Annotated in this window: 19 protein-coding genes and 1 pseudogene; 10 read left to right on the top strand and 10 right to left on the bottom strand. The window is 69.1% G+C overall.

All coding sequences use genetic code 11. From position 1 onward, the window contains the following. From HYG95_RS23105 to HYG95_RS23115, 3 genes and pseudogenes are all read right to left on the bottom strand, one after another. Positions 1-973, bottom strand: a pseudogene (locus HYG95_RS23105) (hypothetical protein); the annotation flags it as partial. A gap of 203 nt (positions 974-1,176) precedes the next feature. Further along, positions 1,177-2,088: an SDR family oxidoreductase gene (locus HYG95_RS23110; RefSeq protein ID WP_181701004.1), complete on the bottom strand. Its 912-nt coding sequence runs from the start codon at positions 2,086-2,088 to the stop codon at positions 1,177-1,179. 12 nt (positions 2,089-2,100) lie between these two features. After that, positions 2,101-2,868: an SDR family oxidoreductase gene (locus HYG95_RS23115; protein WP_370465894.1), complete on the bottom strand. Its 768-nt coding sequence runs from the start codon at positions 2,866-2,868 to the stop codon at positions 2,101-2,103. Positions 2,869-2,940: 72 nt separating this feature from the next. On the opposite strand from HYG95_RS23115, the gene HYG95_RS23120 reads away from it, so the two are divergent. From HYG95_RS23120 to HYG95_RS23135, 4 genes are read left to right on the top strand one after another with little or no spacing between them, the layout of a single operon-like run. Then, positions 2,941-3,705 carry an enoyl-CoA hydratase family protein gene (locus tag HYG95_RS23120; protein WP_181701007.1) on the top strand — a complete coding sequence of 255 codons (765 nt, stop codon included), beginning with the start codon at positions 2,941-2,943 and terminating at the stop codon, positions 3,703-3,705. An 8-nt stretch (positions 3,706-3,713) separates the two neighbouring features. Beyond that, positions 3,714-4,592 (top strand): CoA transferase subunit A, encoded by an 879-nt coding sequence (locus HYG95_RS23125; RefSeq protein ID WP_181701009.1) that lies wholly within the window; start codon positions 3,714-3,716, stop codon positions 4,590-4,592. After that, positions 4,589-5,356, top strand: a complete 768-nt coding sequence (locus HYG95_RS23130; protein WP_181701010.1) for a CoA-transferase subunit beta — start codon at positions 4,589-4,591, stop codon at positions 5,354-5,356. Before HYG95_RS23125 ends, HYG95_RS23130 begins: the two co-directional genes overlap by 4 nt. Beyond that, on the top strand, positions 5,353-6,438 hold the full coding sequence (locus tag HYG95_RS23135) for a nitronate monooxygenase family protein (RefSeq protein WP_181701012.1): 1,086 nt from the start codon (positions 5,353-5,355) through the stop codon (positions 6,436-6,438). The genes HYG95_RS23130 and HYG95_RS23135 overlap by 4 nt, the downstream gene beginning before the upstream one ends. A 145-nt stretch (positions 6,439-6,583) precedes the next feature. On the opposite strand, the gene HYG95_RS23140 is transcribed toward HYG95_RS23135, so the two are convergent. The 7 genes from HYG95_RS23140 to HYG95_RS23170 form a co-directional block, all read right to left on the bottom strand. Further along, positions 6,584-7,045: a hypothetical protein gene (locus tag HYG95_RS23140; RefSeq protein ID WP_181701015.1), complete on the bottom strand. Its 462-nt coding sequence runs from the start codon at positions 7,043-7,045 to the stop codon at positions 6,584-6,586. Positions 7,046-7,085: 40 nt separating this feature from the next. Further along, positions 7,086-9,056 (bottom strand): molybdopterin-dependent oxidoreductase, encoded by a 1,971-nt coding sequence (locus HYG95_RS23145; protein ID WP_181701018.1) that lies wholly within the window; start codon positions 9,054-9,056, stop codon positions 7,086-7,088. A 77-nt stretch (positions 9,057-9,133) separates the two neighbouring features. Next, entirely contained in the window at positions 9,134-9,811 is a 678-nt protein-coding gene (locus HYG95_RS23150; protein WP_181701020.1) for a hypothetical protein, read from the bottom strand. Positions 9,812-10,023: 212 nt separating this feature from the next. Further along, positions 10,024-11,184, bottom strand: coding sequence for an acetyl-CoA C-acetyltransferase (locus HYG95_RS23155; RefSeq protein WP_181701051.1), 1,161 nt, complete (start codon positions 11,182-11,184; stop codon positions 10,024-10,026). A 45-nt stretch (positions 11,185-11,229) separates the two neighbouring features. Further along, complete coding sequence (locus HYG95_RS23160; RefSeq protein ID WP_370465895.1) at positions 11,230-11,841, bottom strand: TetR/AcrR family transcriptional regulator; 612 nt, start codon at positions 11,839-11,841, stop codon at positions 11,230-11,232. 45 nt (positions 11,842-11,886) lie between these two features. Further along, positions 11,887-12,684 (bottom strand): SDR family oxidoreductase, encoded by a 798-nt coding sequence (locus HYG95_RS23165; RefSeq protein WP_181701024.1) that lies wholly within the window; start codon positions 12,682-12,684, stop codon positions 11,887-11,889. Continuing rightward, positions 12,681-13,859, bottom strand: a complete 1,179-nt coding sequence (locus tag HYG95_RS23170) for an acyl-CoA dehydrogenase family protein (RefSeq protein WP_181701026.1) — start codon at positions 13,857-13,859, stop codon at positions 12,681-12,683. The genes HYG95_RS23165 and HYG95_RS23170 overlap by 4 nt, the downstream gene beginning before the upstream one ends. 80 nt (positions 13,860-13,939) lie before the next feature. Here HYG95_RS23170 and HYG95_RS23175 point away from each other — a divergent pair, with 80 nt between their 5' ends. The 6 genes from HYG95_RS23175 to HYG95_RS23200 are packed head-to-tail and all read left to right on the top strand — an operon-like array spanning position 13,940 to position 19,871. Continuing rightward, positions 13,940-15,490, top strand: a complete 1,551-nt coding sequence (locus tag HYG95_RS23175; protein WP_181701029.1) for a FadD3 family acyl-CoA ligase — start codon at positions 13,940-13,942, stop codon at positions 15,488-15,490. Next, positions 15,487-16,350, top strand: coding sequence for an enoyl-CoA hydratase (locus tag HYG95_RS23180; protein WP_181701031.1), 864 nt, complete (start codon positions 15,487-15,489; stop codon positions 16,348-16,350). Before HYG95_RS23175 ends, HYG95_RS23180 begins: the two co-directional genes overlap by 4 nt. Beyond that, positions 16,351-17,493 (top strand): acyl-CoA dehydrogenase family protein, encoded by a 1,143-nt coding sequence (locus tag HYG95_RS23185; RefSeq protein ID WP_181701032.1) that lies wholly within the window; start codon positions 16,351-16,353, stop codon positions 17,491-17,493. Beyond that, complete coding sequence (locus HYG95_RS23190; protein ID WP_181701034.1) at positions 17,490-17,741, top strand: hypothetical protein; 252 nt, start codon at positions 17,490-17,492, stop codon at positions 17,739-17,741. The genes HYG95_RS23185 and HYG95_RS23190 overlap by 4 nt, the downstream gene beginning before the upstream one ends. After that, on the top strand, positions 17,738-18,841 hold the full coding sequence (locus HYG95_RS23195) for an acyl-CoA dehydrogenase family protein (RefSeq protein WP_181701036.1): 1,104 nt from the start codon (positions 17,738-17,740) through the stop codon (positions 18,839-18,841). The genes HYG95_RS23190 and HYG95_RS23195 overlap by 4 nt, the downstream gene beginning before the upstream one ends. Then, complete coding sequence (locus tag HYG95_RS23200) at positions 18,828-19,871, top strand: acyl-CoA dehydrogenase family protein (protein WP_181701037.1); 1,044 nt, start codon at positions 18,828-18,830, stop codon at positions 19,869-19,871. The genes HYG95_RS23195 and HYG95_RS23200 overlap by 14 nt, the downstream gene beginning before the upstream one ends. Positions 19,872-19,874 lie beyond the last annotated feature (3 nt).

Genomic DNA, 19,874 nt, shown 5'->3' on the forward strand with positions numbered 1-19,874 from the left:
GCACCGGGCACGCCGTCGATCCCGGGTATCTCCGCGCCGAAGGTGGCGGGGGCGGCGCATCGGCCGGGGCCGGTGCCGCCACCGCCACATTCGGCGCGGAGATACCCGGGATCGACGGCGTGCCCGGTGCGGGCGGGATAGCGATCGCGGGCAGCGCGGGCGACGGTGTGGGCGGGGTCTGCAGCAACAGCAACAGCAGCAGCGGCGAGGCCGAACCGACAGCGGCCGAGCCGACGGCGGCCGAACCGGTCGCAGCCGAACCAGCGCCCGCGGAACCGACCGCGGCGGAACCGACGGCAGCCGAGCCGACGGCCGCGGAGCCGGTACCGGCCAGCGCCGAGCCCGTCCCCGCCGCGGCCGAGCCGACGGCGGCCGAACCGGTGCCGAGCACCGCGGCCGCACCCGCCGAACCGGTGGCGAGTACAGCGGCGGCACCGGCGGAACCGGTGCCGAGGATCGCGAAGGCGCCTGCCGAGCCCGTGCCGAGCACGGCGCCGAGGCCCGCGGAGCCGGTGCCGAGGAGCACGCCGAGGCCTGCCGACCCGGTGCCGAGCACCAACCCGGCGGCGGCCGAACCCGCGCCGAGAACGGCGGAGCCGGAGGCCGGACCGGCCACTTCCTTGGTCGGGAGTTCGGTGGTGTCCTGGCCGGGGATGCTCAGCGGGGTCCACTCGGTCTCTTCGGCGACTTCGGCACCGGTCTGTGGTGGATCGCCCTGATTCGCCGGTGCCGGGTCGTTGCCGCTGCCCGTACCAGGCAGGGTGAGTTCGATCGGCTTGCCGTTGCCCTGGGCTGGGCCCTCGGCCGGTCCACCGCCGCTACCGCCGATGCCGGTACTCCCGCTGCCGGACGGTTGCGCGGCGGGCGTCGGCGGCTTTTCCGGCGCGGCGAATGCGGCGACGGGCCCCAATAGGGCGCAGCCGGCCAAGACACTCGCAGCGGCAAGAACGCGCAACATGCGACCAACGGCCATGCGCCTGTCATCCCCTTTAAGTAATTCCGCGCAGCATTACCCCCGGTCGCGACACATTCCGGGATCGACGAACAGTAGCCCATAGTAAACCCACGCGCAGAACCCCGCAGGAGAGCGCAAGAGCCGTCCAGCCCCCTGAACGGCGATGACATGGCAAAACCGCAGGCCCGGCGGCTTCGCTCAGTGTCCTCTTGCGAAGTTAGCTATGCACCGTAAACCGGCTCCGGTTCGGCGCCCTTCTCGATCAGCTGAGCCACCACCGGGCCGAGCTCGGCCGGATCCCAGCGCGCACCGCGATCGACGGCGACGCCGTGCCGCCAGCCTTCGGCCAGCGCGACCTTGCCGCCCTCCACCTCGAACATCCGCCCGGTCACCCCGGCGGACTCGGGGCTGCCGAGCCAGACGACCAGCGGCGAGATGTTCGCCGGGTCCATGGCGTCGAAGCCGGCATCGGGCGCGGCCATGGTTTCGGCGAAGACCGTTTCGGTCATCCGGGTGCGGGCCGCGGGCGCGATGGCGTTGACGGTGACGCCGTAGCGCCCGAACTCCGCCGCGGCGGTGAGCGTGAGCCCCGCGATGCCCGCCTTGGCCGCGCCGTAGTTGCCCTGGCCGACGCTGCCCTGCAGACCGGCGCCGGAGCTGGTGTTGACGACGCGGGCGTCGACCGCGCGCCCGGCCTTTGCCTCGCCGCGCCAGTACTCGGCGGCATGACGCATGGTGGCGAAATGGCCCTTGAGGTGCACGCGGATCACCGCGTCCCACTCGTCCTCACTCAGGTTCACCAGCATGCGGTCGCGCACGAAACCGGCATTGTTGACCAGCACGTCGAGCCCACCGAAGGTGTCGACGGCCTGGCGGACGAGCCGGCGCGCGCCTTCCCAGTCGGCCACGTCGTCGTAGTTGGCGACCGCCTGCCCACCGGCGGCGACGATCTCGTCGACGACCTGCTGCGCGGGCGTCTCCGAGGTGGGTGCGCCGTCGAGCGCGGTGCCGACGTCGTTGACGACGACGCGCGCACCCGCGGCGGCGAAGGCGAGCGCGTGCGCGCGCCCGATCCCGCGACCCGCACCCGTGACGATCACCGTGCGGTCGGCGCAGATCAACTGCTGGTCCATCGAAACTCCTAGTTATCCGTGGTTCGTATTCGCGGCATCGAGAAAGGCGGGCCGCTCCCCCGCGCCGTGCACCAACAGGCTCGCGCCGCTGATGTAGGCGGCCAGCGGGGAGGCGAGGAAGAGGGCGGCATTGCCGACGTCGGCGGGGGCGGCGAGGCGGCCGAGCGGGATGGTCGCGCCGACGGCGGCGACACCGTCGGCGTCGCCGTAGTGCAGGTGGCTCAGTTCGGTTTCCACCGGTCCGACCACCACGGAATTGAGGCGGACCTTCGGCGCCCATTCCACCGCGAGCGAGGTGGTGAGGTTGTCCAGTCCGGCCTTGGCGGCGCCGTAGGCGGCGGTGCCGGGTGAGGGCCGGTGCCCGCTGACGCTCGAGACCATCACGATCGAACCGCCCGAATCCTGTTTCTGCATCACGGCATTGGCCTGCTGCGCGATCACCAGGGGGGCGAGCAGATTCAGCTCGATGATCTTGGTGTGGAAGCGCGGGCTCGCCGCGTCGGCCAGGGCGAAGGGCGCCCCGCCCGCGTTGTTCACGACATGGTCGAGCCGCCCGTGCGCGGCGAGGATCTCGTCGAACATGGCGGCGACCGCGCTGTCGTCGCGCACATCGCAGGAGTAGTGCTCGGTGCCGTCGATCGGGGTGTCGGCGGGTCTACGCGCGCAGGTGAGCACTGTCGCGCCCGCCGCGAGGAAGGCGCGGGTGATGCCCGCGCCCACGCCGCGCACTCCGCCGGTCACCAGAACGATCTGGCCGGAAAGGTCGATTTCTATCGCCACCGTGTTAACCTACCAAGCAATTGCTTGCTTTGTCTCGGGTTCGCCCGGGCACGCACCGATAGGACAGTTGCCATGGGAATCGACCGGCATACCGAAACCGAGGGGGTGGAGGTCGTCACGGTCGACTATCCGCCGGTCAACGCGCTGCCGTCGGACGGCTGGTTCGCGCTGGCCGACGCCGTGCGCGCCGCCGGACGCGACCCCGGCACCCGCGTGGTCGTGCTGCGCGCGGAGGGCCGCGGCTTCAACGCGGGCGTCGACATCAAGGAGATGAACGCCGACACCGGGCACACCGCCCTGATCCGCGCGAACCACGGATGCTTCGAGGCCTTCGCCGCCGTGTACGACTGCGAGGTTCCGGTGGTCACCGCCGTCAACGGGTTCTGCCTCGGCGGCGGGATCGGCCTGGTCGGCAACTCCGACGTCATCGTGGCTTCCGACGACGCCACCTTCGGCCTGCCCGAAGTGGACCGCGGTGCGCTCGGTGCCGCGACCCACCTGTCGCGACTGGTCCCCCAGCACCTGATGCGGACCATGTTCTACACCGCGGGCAAGCTCACCGCCCAGCAGCTGCACCACTACGGGTCGGTGTACAAGGTGGTGCCGCGCGCCGAACTCGACGCCGCGGCCATGGAGGTCGCGAAGAACATCGCGAACAAGGACGGCCGGGTGATCCGGGCCGCGAAGCGGGCGCTCAACGGCATCGACGTGCAGGACGTGCACCGCTCCTATCGCTACGAGCAGGGCTTCACGATGGAGCTCAACCTGGCCGGGGTGGCCGACGAGATCAGAGCGCGTTTCGACGACGACCTCGCCGCGCAGAAAAAGGGGAAGTAGGAAAAGCTATGCGCGACAAGAGAATGACCCTCGACGAGGTGGTCGGCGAGCTGCGCAGCGGCATGACGATCGGCATCGGCGGTTGGGGATCCCGGCGAAAGCCGATGGCGCTGGTCCGTGCGCTGCTCCGCTCGGATGTCACCGACCTGACCGTGGTGACCTACGGCGGGCCGGACCTCGGCCTGCTGTGTTCGGCGGGCAAGGTGCGCAAGGCCTACTACGGCTTCGTCTCGCTCGACTCGGCACCGTTCTACGACCCGTGGTTCGCCAAGGCGCGCACCGAGGGTGCGATCACGGTGCGCGAGATGGACGAGGGCATGGTGAAGTGCGGATTGCAGGCCGCCGCCGCCCGGTTACCGTTCCTGCCGATCCGGGCCGGGCTCGGCTCGGCGGTGCCGGACTTCTGGGAGGGCGAGCTGAAGACCGTCGTCTCGCCGTATCCGCACGCCGACGGCCGGACCGAAACGTTGATCGCCATGCCCGCCCTGAATCTCGATGCGGCGTTCGTGCATCTGGACCTGGGCGACAAGCACGGCAATGCCGCCTACACCGGCGTCGATCCCTACTTCGACGACCTCTACTGCCTGGCGGCCGAACGACGCTACGTCTCGGTGGACCGCCTCGTCGACACCGACGAACTGGTGAAAGCCGTTCCGTCGCAGGCGCTGATCCTCAACCGGATGATGGTCGACGGCGTCGTCGAGTCACCCGGTGGCGCCCACTTCACGTTCTCGGGCAGTTACGGACGCGACGAGAAATTCCAGAAGCACTATGTGGCGGCCGCGCAGTCGCCGGAGTCGTGGGCCGAGTTCAAGGCGCGCTATCTCGACGTGAACGAAGACGAATACCAGTCCGCCGTCAAGGCTTTCGCGGAGGAGCAGCGATGAACGCAGTACCGGCGACCGGCCAGATCACGCGCGCGGAGGTGTGCGTCGTCGCGGCGGCGGAGATCTTCCGTGGCGCGGGCGAGATCATGGCCAGCCCGATGTCGACGATCACCACCATCGGCGCGCGACTGGCCCGGCTCACCTTCGAACCCGACCTGCTGCTGTCCGACGGTGAGGCACTGTTCTTCGCCGAGGTGCCCGCGATCGGCGCGAAAGCTCCGGTGGAGGGCTGGATTCCGTTCTCCAAGGTGTTCGACGTGGTGGCCTCGGGTCGGCGGCACGTGGTGATGGGCGCCAATCAGCTCGACCGCTTCGGCAACCAGAACCTCTCGGCGTTCGGGCCGTTGCAGCAGCCGCGCAGGCAGATGTTCGGTGTGCGTGGGGCGCCCGGCAATACGATCAACCACGCGACCAGCTACTTCGTGCCCAAGCACAACCCGCGGGTGTTCTGCGAGCAGGTCGATATCGTGAGCGGTGTCGGCTACGACAAGATCGACCCGGCCAACCCCGCCTTCCGTTTCCATCACCTGCACCGGGTGGTGTCCAACCTCGGCGTCTTCGATTTCGGCGGCCCCGAGCACACCATGCGCGCGCTGTCGCTGCATCCGGGTGTGACGGCCGAGGAGGTCGCCGAGAACACCTCCTTCGAGATCGCCGGGCTGGCCGACGCGGGCGAAACCCGGCTGCCCACCGAGGAGGAGCTGCGGCTCATCCGGACGGTGCTCGATCCCAAGGGTTTCCGTGAGAAGGAAGTGGCCGCATGAGCGCCCGCCTGCGTACCCCGCTGACCGAGCTGATCGGCATCGAGCATCCCGTCGTGCAGACGGGAATGGGCTGGGTGGCCGGGCCGCGGCTGGTCGCCGCGACCGCGAACGCGGGCGGACTGGGCATTCTCGCCTCGGCGACGATGACCTTCGAGGAGCTGGAAGCGGCTGTCGCCAAGACGAAGTCGCTCACCGACAAGCCGTTCGGGGTGAACATCCGCGCCGATGCAACCGACGCGCCCGAGCGCATCGAACTGCTCATTCGTGAACAGGTGCGGGTCGCCTCGTTCGCCTTGGCGCCGAAGAAGGAGCTGATCGCCCGGCTCAAAGACGCGGGCGTGGTGGTGATTCCGTCGATCGGTGCCGCCAAGCACGCGGTGAAGGTGGCTTCGTGGGGCGCGGACGCCGTGATCGTGCAGGGCGGTGAGGGCGGCGGTCACACCGGGCCGGTGGCCACCACGCTGCTGCTGCCCTCGGTGCTCGATGCCGTCGACATCCCGGTCGTCGCGGCCGGCGGTTTCTTCGACGGGCGCGGGCTCGCGGCGGCGCTGTCCTACGGTGCCGCCGGGGTGGCCATGGGCACCCGGTTCCTGCTCACCCAGGAGAGCACCGTCCCCGACGCCGTGAAACAGGAGTACCTGGCGCGCGGACTGGGCGACACCGTGGTTTCGGTGAAGGTCGACGGCATGCCACACCGCATGCTCAACACCGAACTCGTGGAGCGCCTGGAACATTCGGGCGGCTGGCGCGGACTGTCGGCGGCCGTCGGCAACGCCGCCAAGTTCAAGAGCATGACCGGGATGAAGTGGTCGACGCTGATGCGCGACGGTCTCGCCATGCGAAAGACCAAGGACCTCAGCTGGTCGCAGGTCGTGATGGCCGCGAACTCGGCGATGCTGACCAAGGCCGGTCTCGTCGAGGGCCGTACCGATGCGGGTGTGCTGCCCGCAGGCCAGGTCACCGGAATCATCGACAGCCTGCCGACGGTGGCCGAGCTGATCGACGGCATCGTCACCGACGCGCTCACGCGCATCGCGGCCGTCGGCACGCTGGTCGACACACCGGTCACCGAGCAGAGCTGACCCCAGACCCATCCCGGCGAGCCCCCCACAGCGGTGCGCCGGGATGCCGCCCGACGGGTCTGAGCCTCCCGTCGAAAGGGCGAATAGAGCACCGAACCGGATGTGGTACTCACAAGGCGCGCATCCGGTTCGGTGCTCTTCCCACTCAGAATTCGGAGACCGCGAACTCCCCGGTGCTCGGCCGATGCGCCAGCGGCGTGGTGCGGATGGTCGCCTCGATCCGTCCGGCGCCCGTCGCGAGTGTCAGGCCCACCTCGGGGCCCGGCTGACCGCTCGGACCACCTGCCACGACAGTCGCCGCCGAACCGCCCGCACCGGTGTCGAGATTGCGCCACTCGACCGTCGTCGTCACCGTGCAGCCGCTCTGATGTGAACCGGGTGTCGCGCTCCAGAACGTGCCGCGCAGCCGCATCTCCGCCTCACCGGACCTGGTGATGCCCTGGCCCGACAATGCCGTCGCGTCGATCTGCCCGGCGCAGGTCCAGCCGGTGGCGAGGGTGTAGGTGGGCTTGAACGGAGTCATTGCCGAGGCGGGGGTCGTCGCGCCGAGGAGGAGTCCTGCGGTTGCCGCCGCGACGAGCGTCGCGCGGCCGGTGTACTTCCACATCACTGCGTGCCTTTCGTTCGGTGATCGCGTGCGGTTCTTGTCAGCGGGGTACCACCTCCACCCGGTTGTCGTGGAAGACCGCGCCGCCGCCGAAGTCGGCGTCGCGTTCGGCGATCGTGGCGTTGACGGTCGCGCCGCCGGAATCCTTGGCCCAGCGTCCCTTCGTGGTACCCGCTACGCCGGGTCTGACACGGTCGGATACCTCGGCGATCGCCTCGAAGGAACCGCGAGCGTTGACGACCGACACCGGGGCGCCGTCGGCGATTCCGCGCGCGGCGGCATCATCGGGATGGAGCGTGATACGGGTTTCGCCTGCGCGGCGGCGCAATTCGGGGTTGGCACCGAAGGTGGTGTTCAGGAAGTAGTGCGAGGCGGCGGAAATCAGCACGAGTCCGTCGCCGGGGTCGGCGGGTGGGGTGTAGGTGGGCAGCGGGTCGTGACCCGCGAATTGCGCGCGTGGAGAGACGAACTGGAGTTTTCCTGCGGGGACGGGCCCCGGCTGCACCTTCAAGAAGCCGTCGGCGCGCAACCGGTCGAGATCGTGACCCTTCAGCAGCTGACGGGCCAGTTCCTCGTCCGATTCGTACAGCGCCGGCTCGGTGAGTCCGAGGCGACGGGACAGCCGGCGGAAAGTCTCTGTGGTGGACAGGCATTCGCCCGGCGGCTCGACGGCGGGCTCGTTCCACACCAGGTACAGGTGGCCGTAGCCCGCGATCACGTCGAGATGCTCGGGTTGCATGGTCGCGGGCAGCACGATGTCGGCGTAATCGATCGTGTCGGTGGCGAAATGCTCCAGCACCACGGTGAACAGGTCGTCGCGTGACAGGCCTTCGACCACCCGGCGCTGATCCGGATTGGAGCCGACCGGATTCGCGCCGATCACGAACAGCGCCTGCACCGGCGGCTCGTCGACGTCGAGCAAGGCCTCACCGAGCCTGGTCATCGACAAGGTGCGCACCGGGTGCGGCAGCAGATCGTCGCGCACCAGGGCGGGCAGGTCGAGTTCGAAGTGCCCGCTCGTCGAATAGTGCAGGCCACCTCCGGGAAGCGCCCAGTCACCGGTGACGCCGGGCAGGCAGCCGAGCACCCGCAGCGCCATCCCGCCACCGGCGTGACGCTGCATGCCCTGGGAGGCGCGGATCGCGGTCGGCCTGGTACCCGCGATCCGTTCACCGAGCGCGACGATCTGTTCGCGCTCGAGGCCGGTGATCGCGGCCACCCGCTCCGGGGTGAATTCCATGATGCGCTCACGGAATTCGGGCCAGCCCTCGGTGTGCTCGGCGATGAACTCCGTGTCCTCGGCGCCCAGCGAAACCACCACGTGCAGCAGGCCGAGCGCCAGGGCGGCATCGGTGCCGGGCAGGAGTGCGAGGTGTTCGTCGCAGCGTTCGGCGGTCTTGGTTCGCACCGGGTCGATCGCGACCAGGTAGGCACCGCTGTCCTGCACGAATTTCCACAGGTGATGACCGGAGGTGAGCGGGTTGGTACCCCACAGCAGGATCAGCTTCGACTTCGCGAAGTCCTCCGGGTCCATGCCGCCGGAGGTGCCGAGGGTGTAGTTCAGCCCGGCGCTGCCCGCGACCGAGCAGATGGTCGCCGCATGGTGGGAGGCGCCGAGCACGTTGAACATGCGGCGGCCGGGATACCCCTCGAGGCCCTGAAGGTAGCCGAGGCTGCCGGTGCCGTGGAACGGCCAGATCGCCTCGGCGCCGTATTCGTCGATGATGCCGGTGAGCCGGGTCGCGATCTCGTCGAGGGCCTCGTCCCAGCTGATCCGCTCGAACCGCCCGGAACCCTTGGGACCCGTCCGGCGCAACGGATACCTGAGCCGGTCCGGCGCACCGACCTGCTCCAGATAGCGATTCACCTTCACGCACAGCGCACCGCGCGTGACCGGGTGTTCTTTGTTGCCACGCAGGCCGGTCGCGACGCCGTCCTCGACCGTCACCACCCACGAGCAGGCATCAGGACAGTCGAGTGGGCACGCGCCGAGCACCTTCACCGCTCCCATCGTAGGCCCGGTGCCCGGCGCCCGCGGAGCAGGAGAGGCGGCGACCGGGTCGGCCCGATGGGACCGACCCGCCGCGCTCACTCCGTTTCGATGGTCGGGTTGAGGATTCCGCACACCCGCCAGCCGCCGTCCTCCTCGACCAGTTTGTACGTCGCGGTCGAAGTCGTGCTCTGGCCGAGAATGGTCATGCTCATCGCGGTGGTGAACGTCCCGGACTTGCTGCCGGAGGCGACATCCACGCTCTTCAGCGTCGTCGTGACGCTCGGTGCCCCACCGCCCGACGGTGCCTTGGTCGGCGTGGCCTGGTTCTCGTACTTCGCGATCTCGTCGCGGTCGGAGGCGCACACCAGGTCTTCGAGCTCGCCCTCCTTGTCGACCCAGGCCTGCGCCGCCGCACGCGGGGTGTCGTAGCCGCCACCACCGAGCGGACCGCCACCACCGCCGAACATGTAGATCGCGCCGACCGCGATCGCGACCAGCACGACCAGACCGCCCAGGATGAGAACGATCTTGCCGCCGCCGCCCGACCGGCGCGGCGGCTGCCCGTAACCACCGGGCGCGCCGTACGGCTGTCCCTGCGGGTACGGCTGTCCCTGCGGGTAGGGCTGTCCCTGCGGGTAGGGCTGGGCCTGTGGGTAAGGCTGACCCTGTTGGTAGGGCTGACCCGGCATCGGCTGGCCCGGATACGGCTGACCAGGCTGCATCGGCTGACCTGGCCGACCTTGATACGGGTTGGGCGGTTGTGGGTAACCCATTCGAAATTCCTGTTCCCTGTTTCCACGAGCAGTACCTGACCGGCACCGCTTCAGCACATGGCTTACCCACTGCGCCAACGTGTTATCGCGGTGGCGCCGGGAGAGCAACCGCTCAGTCTCGGTGACCGATCGCTCGCCCGCAAGTCCGCCGGACGCACAGCGGCCCGATACCGGAGTGTCCGGTACCGGGCCGCTGGCGGCTTCGCGGCGAATTACTCGCTAGCGCCGAGGCGTTCGATGATGGTGACGTTGGCCGTGCCGCCGCCCTCACAGATGGTGAGCAGACCGTAGCGGCCGTTCACCCGCTCGAGCTCGTGCAGCAGGGTGGCGAACAGCTTCGCGCCGGTCGCGCCGAGCGGATGACCGAGGGCGATGGCACCGCCGTTGACATTGACCTTCGCCGGATCGGCGCCGATCTCCTTGATCCAGGCCAGCACCACCGGCGCGAAGGCCTCGTTGATCTCGATGACATCGATGTCGTCGATGGTGAGCCCGGTCTTCTCCAGCGCCCACTGGGTGGCCGGAATGGGCGCACTCAGCATGAAGATCGGGTCGGCGCCGCGTGCGCTGACGTGATGGATGCGGGCCCGCGGGGTGAGCCCGTACTCCTTGACGGCCCACTCCGAGGCGAGCAACGTCGCGCTCGCGCCGTCGGAGATCTGGCTGGCCACCGCGGCGGTGAGCGGGCTGCCCTCGCTCAGCGGCTGCAGCGTGGCCATCTTCTCGAGGCTGGTCTCGCGCGGGCCCTGGTCGACGGTGAAGTCACCCACCGGCACGATCTCGGCCTCGAAGCGGCCCTCGGCGATCGCCGCACGAGCCCGCTGATGGCTGCGTAGCGCCCACTGCTCCATGTCTTCGCGGGTGATGCCCCACTTCTCGGCGATCAGCTCGGCGCCACGGAACTGCGATACCTCGCCGGTGCCGTAGCGCTGATCCCAGCCGGTGGCGCCGACGAAGGGCGAGTCGAATCCGTACTCCTTGCCCGCGAGCATGGCCGCCGAGATCGGGATGGCGCTCATGTTCTGCACGCCACCCGCGACGATCACCTCCGCGGTGCCGCTCATGATGGCCTGGGCGCCGAAATTGATGGCCTGCTGGCTGGAACCGCACTGCCGGTCGACGGTGACACCGGGAACTTCCTCCGGGAAACCCGCGGTCAGCCACATTGTGCGACCGATATTGCCCGCCTGCGGGCCGATGTTGTCGACACAGCCGACGATCACGTCGTCGACGACAGCCGGGTCGATACCGGTGCGCTCGACGAGTCCGCGCAGTGCGGCGGCGCCGAGGTCGGCCGGGTGCACACCGGCCAGCGCGCCGCCACGCTTGCCGACAGCGGTCCGCACCGCATCGATCACATAGGCCTCCCGCAACGGGGTGTAGGGGCGGCGCTCGGCGGGTGCGGTCATGGGGTACTCCTAAGGCGCGTCGCTCGCGGGCACGGTGAGCCCGTCGAGCACGATGGTCAGATATTGCGAGGCAAGGTTTTTCACGGTGATGGGGCCGCCGGGGGTGTACCAGCGGACCGCGACCCACACGGTGTCGCGCAGGAAGCGGAAGGCCAGTTCCACGTCGAGTTCGGGCCGGAAGCTGCCGTCGGCGACGCCGGCGGCGAGCACCCGGTGCCACAGGTCGCGGAACTCGGTGTTGAAGTCACGGATGTAGCCGAAACGTTCCACGTCACGCAGGTTCTTGGCTTCGGCCTGGTAGATCGCGACGGCGGCGTGATGCCGGTCGAACGCCTCGTAGGAGGCGAGGACCAGGGCCTCGAGGGTGGCCCGCGAGCTGAGTCCGGCGGCGGCGATCTCGCGGTAGCGACCGAACAGGTCGTCGAGGAAGCCGCGCAGGATCTCGTCGACCATGGATTCCTTGGAATCGAAATGGTGGTAGAGACTGCCCGAGAGGATGCCTGCCGAATCGGCGATGTCGCGCACCGTGGTGGCGCGCAGGCCGCGCTCGGCGAACAGGTCGGCGGCGAGGGCGAGCAGTTCGTCGCGGCGGGTGCGTTTCGCGGTATCGGGTGCGGTCACCCTAGACATCGTACAACCAAGCACTTGCTTGGCATGCTGCTGCCGTCATGCGCGCTGACTACTCACGGAAACCACCTCACCGGTCAGGTACGAGGTGTAATCGCTGGCCAGCATGGCGATCGTCGCCGCGACCTCCCACGGCTCGGCCGCGCGCCCGAAAGCCTCACGCTCGCTGAGGTTGTCGAGCAGTTCCGATGAGCTCACCTTGTCCAGGAACGGGTGGCGCGCGATGCTCGGCGCGACGGCATTGATGCGCACCCCGAACTCGGCGGCCTCGATCGCGCTGCACCTGGTCAGCGCCATCACACCCGCCTTGGCCGCGGCGTAGTGCGCCTGGCCGTGCTGCGCTCGCCAGCCGAGCACGCTGGCGTTGTTGACGATCACGCCGCCGTGGCCCGCGTCGCGGAAGTAGCCGAGCGCTGCCCGCGTGCAGCGGAAGGTGCCGGTGAGGGTGATGTCGAGAACCTGGTCCCACTGCTCGTCGGTCATGTCGACCACGGGGGTCTCGCCGCCGAGGCCGGCGTTGTTGATCATGATGTCGATGCGCCCGAGTTCGGCGGCAGCGGCGGTGAGCAGCTGATTCACCTGGGCGGTGTCGCGCACATCGCACACCACGGCGCCGACGGTGCGCTCCGGGAATTCCTTGGCGAGCAGTTCGGCTGTTTCACCCAATCTCCGCTCGTGCCAATCGGATACCACCACATCGGCGCCCTCGGAGAGCAGCCTGCGGGCGGTGGCCGAGCCGATACCGGTACCGGCGGCGGCGGTGACCACGCCCTTGCGGCCGGCGAGCAGGCCGTGGCCGGGAATGGGGGCGGGCGGGGTCGCGAGCGGGCCGGTCACGGTCGGGCCTCGCGCGGCAGACCGAGCACCCGCTCGGCGATGATGTTGCGCTGCACTTCGTTCGAACCTCCGTAGATGGTGTCGGCGCGGCTGAACAGGTACAGCCGCTGCCAGGCGGTCATGTCGTCGTCGGGGATCACCAGACCGGCGGCGCCCTGCACCGCCATGGCCAGCTCGCCGAGGTCGCGATGCCAGTTGGCCCACAACAACTTCGACACCGAGGCGCCGCCCGCGTCGTTCTCATCGCCCATGGTGCGCAGCGCGTGGGCGCGCAGCACCCGCAGTCCCACCCAGGCGCGGTCGAAACGCGCGGCGATCAACGGGTCGTCGGCGGCGCCGGTGCGGCGGGCCAGGTTCTCGATGTCGGTAAGTTCGCGGGCGAAGCGGATCTGCTGGCCGAGGGTGGAGATGCCGCGCTCGAAGGTCAAGGTGCCCATGGCGATTCGCCAGCCGTCACCCGGCGCGCCGACGACCAGGTCCGCGTCGGTGCGGGCGTCGTCGAAGTACACCTCGTTGAATTCCGAAGTGCCGGTGAGCTGCTGGATCGGGCGAACGGTTATGCCCGGCTGGTTCATCGGGACGAGCAGGTAGGACAGGCCGTGATGACGGGTCGACCCGCGTTCGGTGCGGGCGATCACGAAGCACCAGTCGGCCACGTGGGCCAGCGAGGTCCAGATCTTCTGGCCGTTGATCACCCACTGGTCGCCGTCGAGGCGGGCGGTCGTCGACACGGCCGCCAGGTCGGAACCCGCGCCCGGCTCGGAGTAGCCCTGACACCAGAGCTCGCCGACCGAACGGACGCCGGGCAGGAAGCGCTTCTTCTGCTCCTCGGTACCGAAGGCGAGCACCGTCGGCCCGAGCAGTTCCTCACCCACGTGCGAGACCCGCGCGGGCGCGTCGGCCTTGGCGTACTCCTCGTGGAAGATCACCTGCCTGGCGACGCTCTCGTCGCGGCCGCCGTACTCCACCGGCCAGCCGAGGCACGTCCAGCCGGCGGCTGCGAGATGACGATCCCAGGCCAGCCGTCGCTCGAAGTGCTCGTGTTCTCGGCCCGGCCCGCCGGTACCGCGCAGGTCGGCGAACTCGCCCGCGAGGTTTTCGGCAAGCCACTCACGGATCTCGGCGCGGAACTCCGCGTCGGAGGTAACTGAATCTGCGGTCTGGATCACGCCCACCACGGTAGAGTAACCTACCAAGCACTTGCTTTGTTAGCTGCTTCGTGAAGAACAGCGAACCGCACAACGGTGAGGACCCCGTGACACCCGCTGCACAGACCACCCCGCAGGCGCTGCGCCAGACCGCCGCGGCGTATCCGCACGAGCCTGCCATCGTCGACGGCGAAACCCGCCTGACGTGGGCGCAACTGCTCGACCAGGTGCGGATCGCGGCGCGCGCGCTCATCGCCCGCGGCATCGAACCAGGCGACCGGGTCGCCATGTGGGCACCGAATACCCATCACTGGGTGGTGGCCGCACTGGCCGCGCATTCGGCCGGTGCCGCGCTCGTGCCGCTGAACACCCGGTACGTGGCGGCCGAGGCGGTCGACGTGCTGAACCGGGTCGATGCGAAGGCGCTGTTCGTCGCCGGGCCGTTCCTCGGTCGCGACCGGGTGGCCGAACTGCTCGCCGAAGCACCGGAATCGACCATCGGAACGGTTGTCGTCATCCCGGTCGAGCCGGGCGCGGCCACCGGGACCGGCTCGCTCACCTGGGACGATTTCCTCGCCGAGGCCGAGCGGGTCACCGAGGCCGACGGCGAGGCACGGGCGACGCAGGTCTCCCCCGACGACATTTCCGACATCCTCTTCACCTCGGGCACCACCGGCCGCAGCAAAGGCACCCTGGTCGCCCACCGGCAGGCCCTGGATGTGGTGCGTGCCTGGTGCGCCTGCTCGACCGTGCGCGCGGGCGACCGCTACCTGGTGATCCCACCCTTCTTCCACAACTTCGGTTACAAGGCGGGCATCCTGGCGTGCCTGGTCACCGGGGCAACGATCGTCCCGCAGGCGACATTCGATGTCCCGGCCGCGCTGCGCCTGGTCGAGTCCGAGCGGATCACCGTGCTCACCGGACCGCCGACGATCTACCAGACCATCCTCGATCACCCCGAGCGCGGCGAGCGTGACCTCTCTTCGCTGCGCGTCGCGGTGACCGGCGCGGCGACCGTGCCGGTGGTGCTGATCGAGCGGATGCGCGACGACCTCGACTTCGAGGTGGTCATTACCGCCTACGGCCTGTCGGAGACCGCCGGTTTCGGCACCATGTGCGACCCCGACGACGACGCCGAGACCATCGCCAATACCTGCGGCAAGCCCATCGCCGGCTTCGAACTGCGCCTGGCCGACAACGGTGAAGTGCTGCTGCGCGGCCCCAACGTGATGCTCGGCTACCTCGACGATCCCGAGGCCACCGCCGAGGCGATCGACACCGACGGCTGGCTGCACACCGGCGACATCGGCGTGGTCGACGAACGCGGCTACCTCAAGATCACCGACCGGCTCAAGGACATGTACATCACCGGCGGATTCAACGTCTATCCCGCCGAGATCGAGCAGACCCTCGCCCGCCTCGACGGTGTCGCCGAGTCCGCGGTGATCGGGGTGCCCGACGAGCGGATGGGCGAGGTCGGCATGGCGTTCGTCGTCCGCAAGCCGGACACGAACCTGACCGCCGACGACGTGATCGCCCATGCGAGCGCCCATCTGGCGAATTTCAAGGTGCCCCGGTTCGTCGAGTTCCGCGACCGGCTGCCCTACAGCGCGGCGGGCAAGGTGCTCAAGCGCGAGCTACGTGAGGAGAAGTCGTGAGTTCCGAAACCGAGGTCGTCACCTATGAGGTGCGCGGACCGGTGGCCGTCATCACCATGAACCGGCCCGATTTCCGCAACGCGCAGAACTCGAAGATGACCTACGCCCTCGACGCCGCGTTCGTGCGCGCGGTCGAGGACGCCGCGGTGAAGGTGATCGTGCTCGCGGGCAACGGAAAACACTTCAGCGCCGGGCACGACATCGGCACACCGGGCCGCGACCACGACGCGCACTACGAGAACAAAGCCGCGCTGTGGTGGGACCACGTCGACCGCACCGGTGGCGACCAGCGATTCGCCCGCGAGACCGAGGTGTATCTCGGCATGTGCAGGCGCTGGCGCGAGATCCCCAAGCCGACGATCGCGATGGTGCAGGGCGCGTGCATCGCCGGTGGGCTGATGCTGGCCTGGGTGTGCGATCTGATCGTCTGTTCCGACGACGCCTTCTTCTCCGATCCCGTTGTGCGCATGGGCATTCCGGGTGTGGAGTACTTCGCGCATCCGTGGGTGATGGGCCCGCGCGCGGCCAAGGAGTTCCTGTTCACCGGTGACCGGTTCGGGGCCGCGCAGGCCGAGAAGTGGGGCATGGTGAACCGGGTCGTGCCGCGCGCGGAGCTGGAAGCCGAGACCATCGCGCTCGCCGAGAAGATCGCCACCATGCCGCAGTTCGGGCTCGCGCTCACCAAGAAGGCGGTGAACCAGGCCGAGGACCTGATGGGGATGCGCTCGGGCATGGACTCGGTCTTCGGACTGCATCATTTCGCGCACGCGCACAATGCCGAGGTCGGCGCCGATTCGCTGGGCGGGATGAACGCCAAGACGATGAAGACCGCCGCGGCCGAACAGAACGGGTCGAAGTAGATGGATCTCGAGATCGACGAGGCAGCCACACAGTTCCAGCTCGAGGTGCGCGAATTCCTCGCCACCCATGTGCCGCGCGAACCGCTGCCGTCCATGGACACCGCGGAAGGCTTTGCCGCCCATCGAGAATGGGAGGCGACGCTGGCCGAGGCTCGGCTCTCGGCGGTGTCGTGGCCGCGTGAATACGGTGGGCGCGACGCCTCCATTCTCGAATGGGTTTTGTTCGAGCAGGAGTACTACGCGGCGGGCGCGCCGGGCCGGGTGGCCCAGAACGGCATTTTCCTGCTGGCGCCGACACTGTTCGAGCACGGCACCGAGGAGCAGCTGGCCCGGATCCTGCCGAGAATGGCTCGCGGCGAGGACATCTGGGCGCAGGCCTGGTCGGAGCCGGAGGCGGGTAGCGACCTCGCGGGCCTGCGCTCGACCGCCCGGCGCACCGAGGGCGGGTGGGTGCTCAACGGTCAGAAGACGTGGAGTTCCCGTGCGTCCTACGCGGATTGGGCTTTCGGCCTGTTCCGCAGCGATCCCGAGGCGCAGCGTCATCACGGGCTGACCTATGTGATGTTCCCGCTGACGGCCGAGGGCGTGAGCGTGCGCCCGATCCCCCAGCTCGACGGCGAACCCGGCTTCGCCGAGATCTTTCTCGACGACGTGTTCGTCCCCGACCACGACGTGATCGGCGCACCCAACGAGGGCTGGCGGGTGGCGATGGCCACCTCGAGCAACGAGCGCGGCCTCTCGCTGCGCAGCCCCGGCCGATTCAGCGCCACCGCGCAACGCCTGATCGATCTGTGGAAGCAGACCTCTGATCCCACCGACACCGCCGCCCGCAACGCGGTGGTCGACGCCTGGCTCGGGGCCGAGGCATACCGACTGCACACTTTCGGAACTGTCACCCGCCTGCAGGACGGCGGCCAGCTCGGCGCGGAATCCTCGATCACCAAGGTGTTCTGGTCCGACCTCGACATCGCCATGCACGAAACGGGCCTCGACCTGCTCGGACCGGCCGCCGAGCAGCGCAGTTCGTGGACCGACGGCTACCTGTTCTCCCTCGCGGGCCCGATCTACGCGGGCACCAACGAGATCCAGCGCAACATCATCGCCGAACGCCTCCTCGGCCTGCCACGGGAGAGCAAGCGATGAACACCCGCTTCCTGCTGCATCTCGAGCAGCGCACAGGTGAGGTGCGCGCCGCCCGCGACGAGCTCGGCGGCGCCCCCGGCTCTGCGATCGACCTCCCGGATGCTCGGACACAGCTCAACTTCTCCACCCACCGGCGCGAGGTCCCCGACGTCGGCCGGACCCCTCTCGCCGCGACCACTGGGCCCACGACCCGGACGTCGAACGATGTGAGTCGAATCGACCACCCGACAACAGGAGGTGTGCGATGAGATTCGCCCTCAGTACCGAGCAGCTCGACTTCGCCGCGGAGCTGCGCAAGATCCTGGATGCGGGGCAGGTGCCTGCCGCCGTGCGCGCCTGGTCCGAGGGCGACACCGCCCGTGGCCGCGCGATCCTGCGGCAGGTCGCCGACATGGGTGTCTTCGGGCTTATCGTCGACGAGGAACACGACGGCGCGGATGCCACGCCGGTCGACCTGGCGGTGGCACTGATCGAACTCGGGCGCGCGGCCGTACCTGGTCCGGTGATCGAATCGGCCGCCGTGATTCCCGCTCTGCTGCAACACCTCCCGGCCGCCGCCGAGCGCTGGCTGTCGGGGGTGGCGACTGGTGAACTGCTCGGCACCATCGCCTTCGAGCACGGCGGCCGCACCGTCGCGCTCGACGCGGATGCCGCTGAATTCGTCCTGGTGGCCGGTAGTGCACAGGTCTCCACAGGTCAGCCAGGCCTCGGCGCCGCTACCGCCGACCGATCGCGGCCCGGGACCGGCGAATCCGACGCGACCGCGGATGTCGGCGCCGATGTCCCTGGTGCGCGCCGGTTCGAGACCACGGCGGCGATCGCGTCGATCGATCCGGCCCGCAAGCTGTTCGGAGTGTCCGCCGACGAGGTGGTGGCCGAGGATTCCGATGCCGTCGACTTCGCCTTCGATATGGGTGTGCTCGCCTGCGCGGCACAGCTACTAGGAGCGGGTCGCGCCATCCTCGATCAGACGACCGCCTATGCCAAGCAGCGCAAGCAGTTCGGCCGCGTCATCGGTGAATTCCAAGCGGTGAAGCAGCAGCTCGCCGATATACGGATCGCGCTCGATCTGGCCGAGCCGCTGCTGTACCGCGCCGCCCTTACCCTCGACTCCCCCGATCGCGCGCGCGATGTATCGGCAGCCCTCGTGGCCTGCGGCGATGCGGCCCACCGCGCGTCACGGGCCGGCCTGCAGGTCCATGGCGCGATCGGTTACACCGCCGAATGCGACCTCTCGCTGTGGCTCACCCGGGTCGCCGCTCTGCGCACCGCCTGGGGGACCGCCGACTTCCACCGAGCGCGGATCGCCACCGCCCTACGCACCGAGGAAACCCATGTCATCGAATGAACTGCTCGAATTCCGCTCGTCGGTGCGGGCACTGCTGGCCAAGCACGCGACTCCGGAAGCCCTTCGCGCGGCGATGGACAGCGACCTCGGGTACGACCCCAAGTTGTGGCAGCTGCTGTGCGAGCAGGTGGGAGTCGCGGCCCTCGCGGTGCCGGAGCAGTGGGGCGGCGTCGGCGCGAGTCTCGTCGAATCGCTCATGGTCGTCGGCGAATTGGGCCGGGTGCTGAGCGGCGTGCCGATGCTCGGTTCGGCCGTACTCGGCGTCCAAGCCGTCCTGCTGGCCGGCGATGAACAGGCTTGCGAGCGGCTGCTCCCCGACCTTGCCGAAGGCTCTCGCACGGCCGCGCTGTGCTGGGCGGATTCCCAGGGTTGGGATGAATACGGCGTTCGCTCGGAAGGCGGATCACTCAGCGGGACAGCGCATTACGTGCTGCACGGCGCCCAGGCGGACGTCCTGCTCGTACTCACCGACGACGGATTGTTCGAAACCTCGCCTACCGCGGCAGGTGTCACTGTGACGCCGACACCGGGACTCGACCACACCCGCACCCTCGCGAGCATCACCTTCACCGAAACCCCGGCGACCAGGCTCGGCGACCCGGGCAGCCGGCTGCGTGACATCGCGTGGGCGGCGCTGGCCGCCGAACAGGTCGGCGCCGCACGACGCTGCCTCGAGATGACGGTCGAATACACCAGCGCGCGAGTGCAGTTCGGCAGGCCGATCGGCAGCTTCCAGGCACTCAAGCACCGCATGGCCGATATGTACGTGCTCGTCGAATCGGCGGAATCGGCCGCGCTGCTGGCCGCCCAGTCGCTGGCGGCGGGCAGCGATTCGGCCGCCGAGGACGTGTGGGTTGCCCGCACCCACTGCACCGAAGCGTTCAACGCGGTGGCCGCCGAGACCATCCAGTTGCACGGCGGTATCGCCATCACCTGGGAACACGACGCCCACCTGTACTTCAAGCGGGCACACGCCACCGCGGAACTGTTCGGAACCGCCCGCCGCCCCGCGACCATCGGGGCGGCGTAGCGG

The sequence above is a fragment of the Nocardia sp. GTS18 genome (genome assembly GCF_013839555.1).
In the GTDB taxonomy this organism is placed as follows: Bacteria; Actinomycetota; Actinomycetes; order Mycobacteriales; family Mycobacteriaceae; genus Nocardia; species Nocardia rosealba.

Bases quoted from the DNA above. Each gene is read 5' to 3' on its own strand.
- HYG95_RS23110 (WP_181701004.1), bottom strand. From the start codon at position 2,088: ATGGACCAGCAGTTGATCTGCGCCGACCGCACGGTGATCGTCACGGGT.
- HYG95_RS23120 (WP_181701007.1), top strand. From the start codon at position 2,941: ATGGGAATCGACCGGCATACCGAAACCGAGGGGGTGGAGGTCGTCACG.
- HYG95_RS23125 (WP_181701009.1), top strand. From the start codon at position 3,714: ATGCGCGACAAGAGAATGACCCTCGACGAGGTGGTCGGCGAGCTGCGC.
- HYG95_RS23130 (WP_181701010.1), top strand. From the start codon at position 4,589: ATGAACGCAGTACCGGCGACCGGCCAGATCACGCGCGCGGAGGTGTGC.
- HYG95_RS23135 (WP_181701012.1), top strand. From the start codon at position 5,353: ATGAGCGCCCGCCTGCGTACCCCGCTGACCGAGCTGATCGGCATCGAG.
- HYG95_RS23140 (WP_181701015.1), bottom strand. From the start codon at position 7,045: ATGTGGAAGTACACCGGCCGCGCGACGCTCGTCGCGGCGGCAACCGCA.
- HYG95_RS23145 (WP_181701018.1), bottom strand. From the start codon at position 9,056: ATGGGAGCGGTGAAGGTGCTCGGCGCGTGCCCACTCGACTGTCCTGAT.
- HYG95_RS23150 (WP_181701020.1), bottom strand. From the start codon at position 9,811: ATGGGTTACCCACAACCGCCCAACCCGTATCAAGGTCGGCCAGGTCAG.
- HYG95_RS23185 (WP_181701032.1), top strand. From the start codon at position 16,351: ATGGATCTCGAGATCGACGAGGCAGCCACACAGTTCCAGCTCGAGGTG.
- HYG95_RS23190 (WP_181701034.1), top strand. From the start codon at position 17,490: ATGAACACCCGCTTCCTGCTGCATCTCGAGCAGCGCACAGGTGAGGTG.
- HYG95_RS23195 (WP_181701036.1), top strand. From the start codon at position 17,738: ATGAGATTCGCCCTCAGTACCGAGCAGCTCGACTTCGCCGCGGAGCTG.
- HYG95_RS23200 (WP_181701037.1), top strand. From the start codon at position 18,828: ATGTCATCGAATGAACTGCTCGAATTCCGCTCGTCGGTGCGGGCACTG.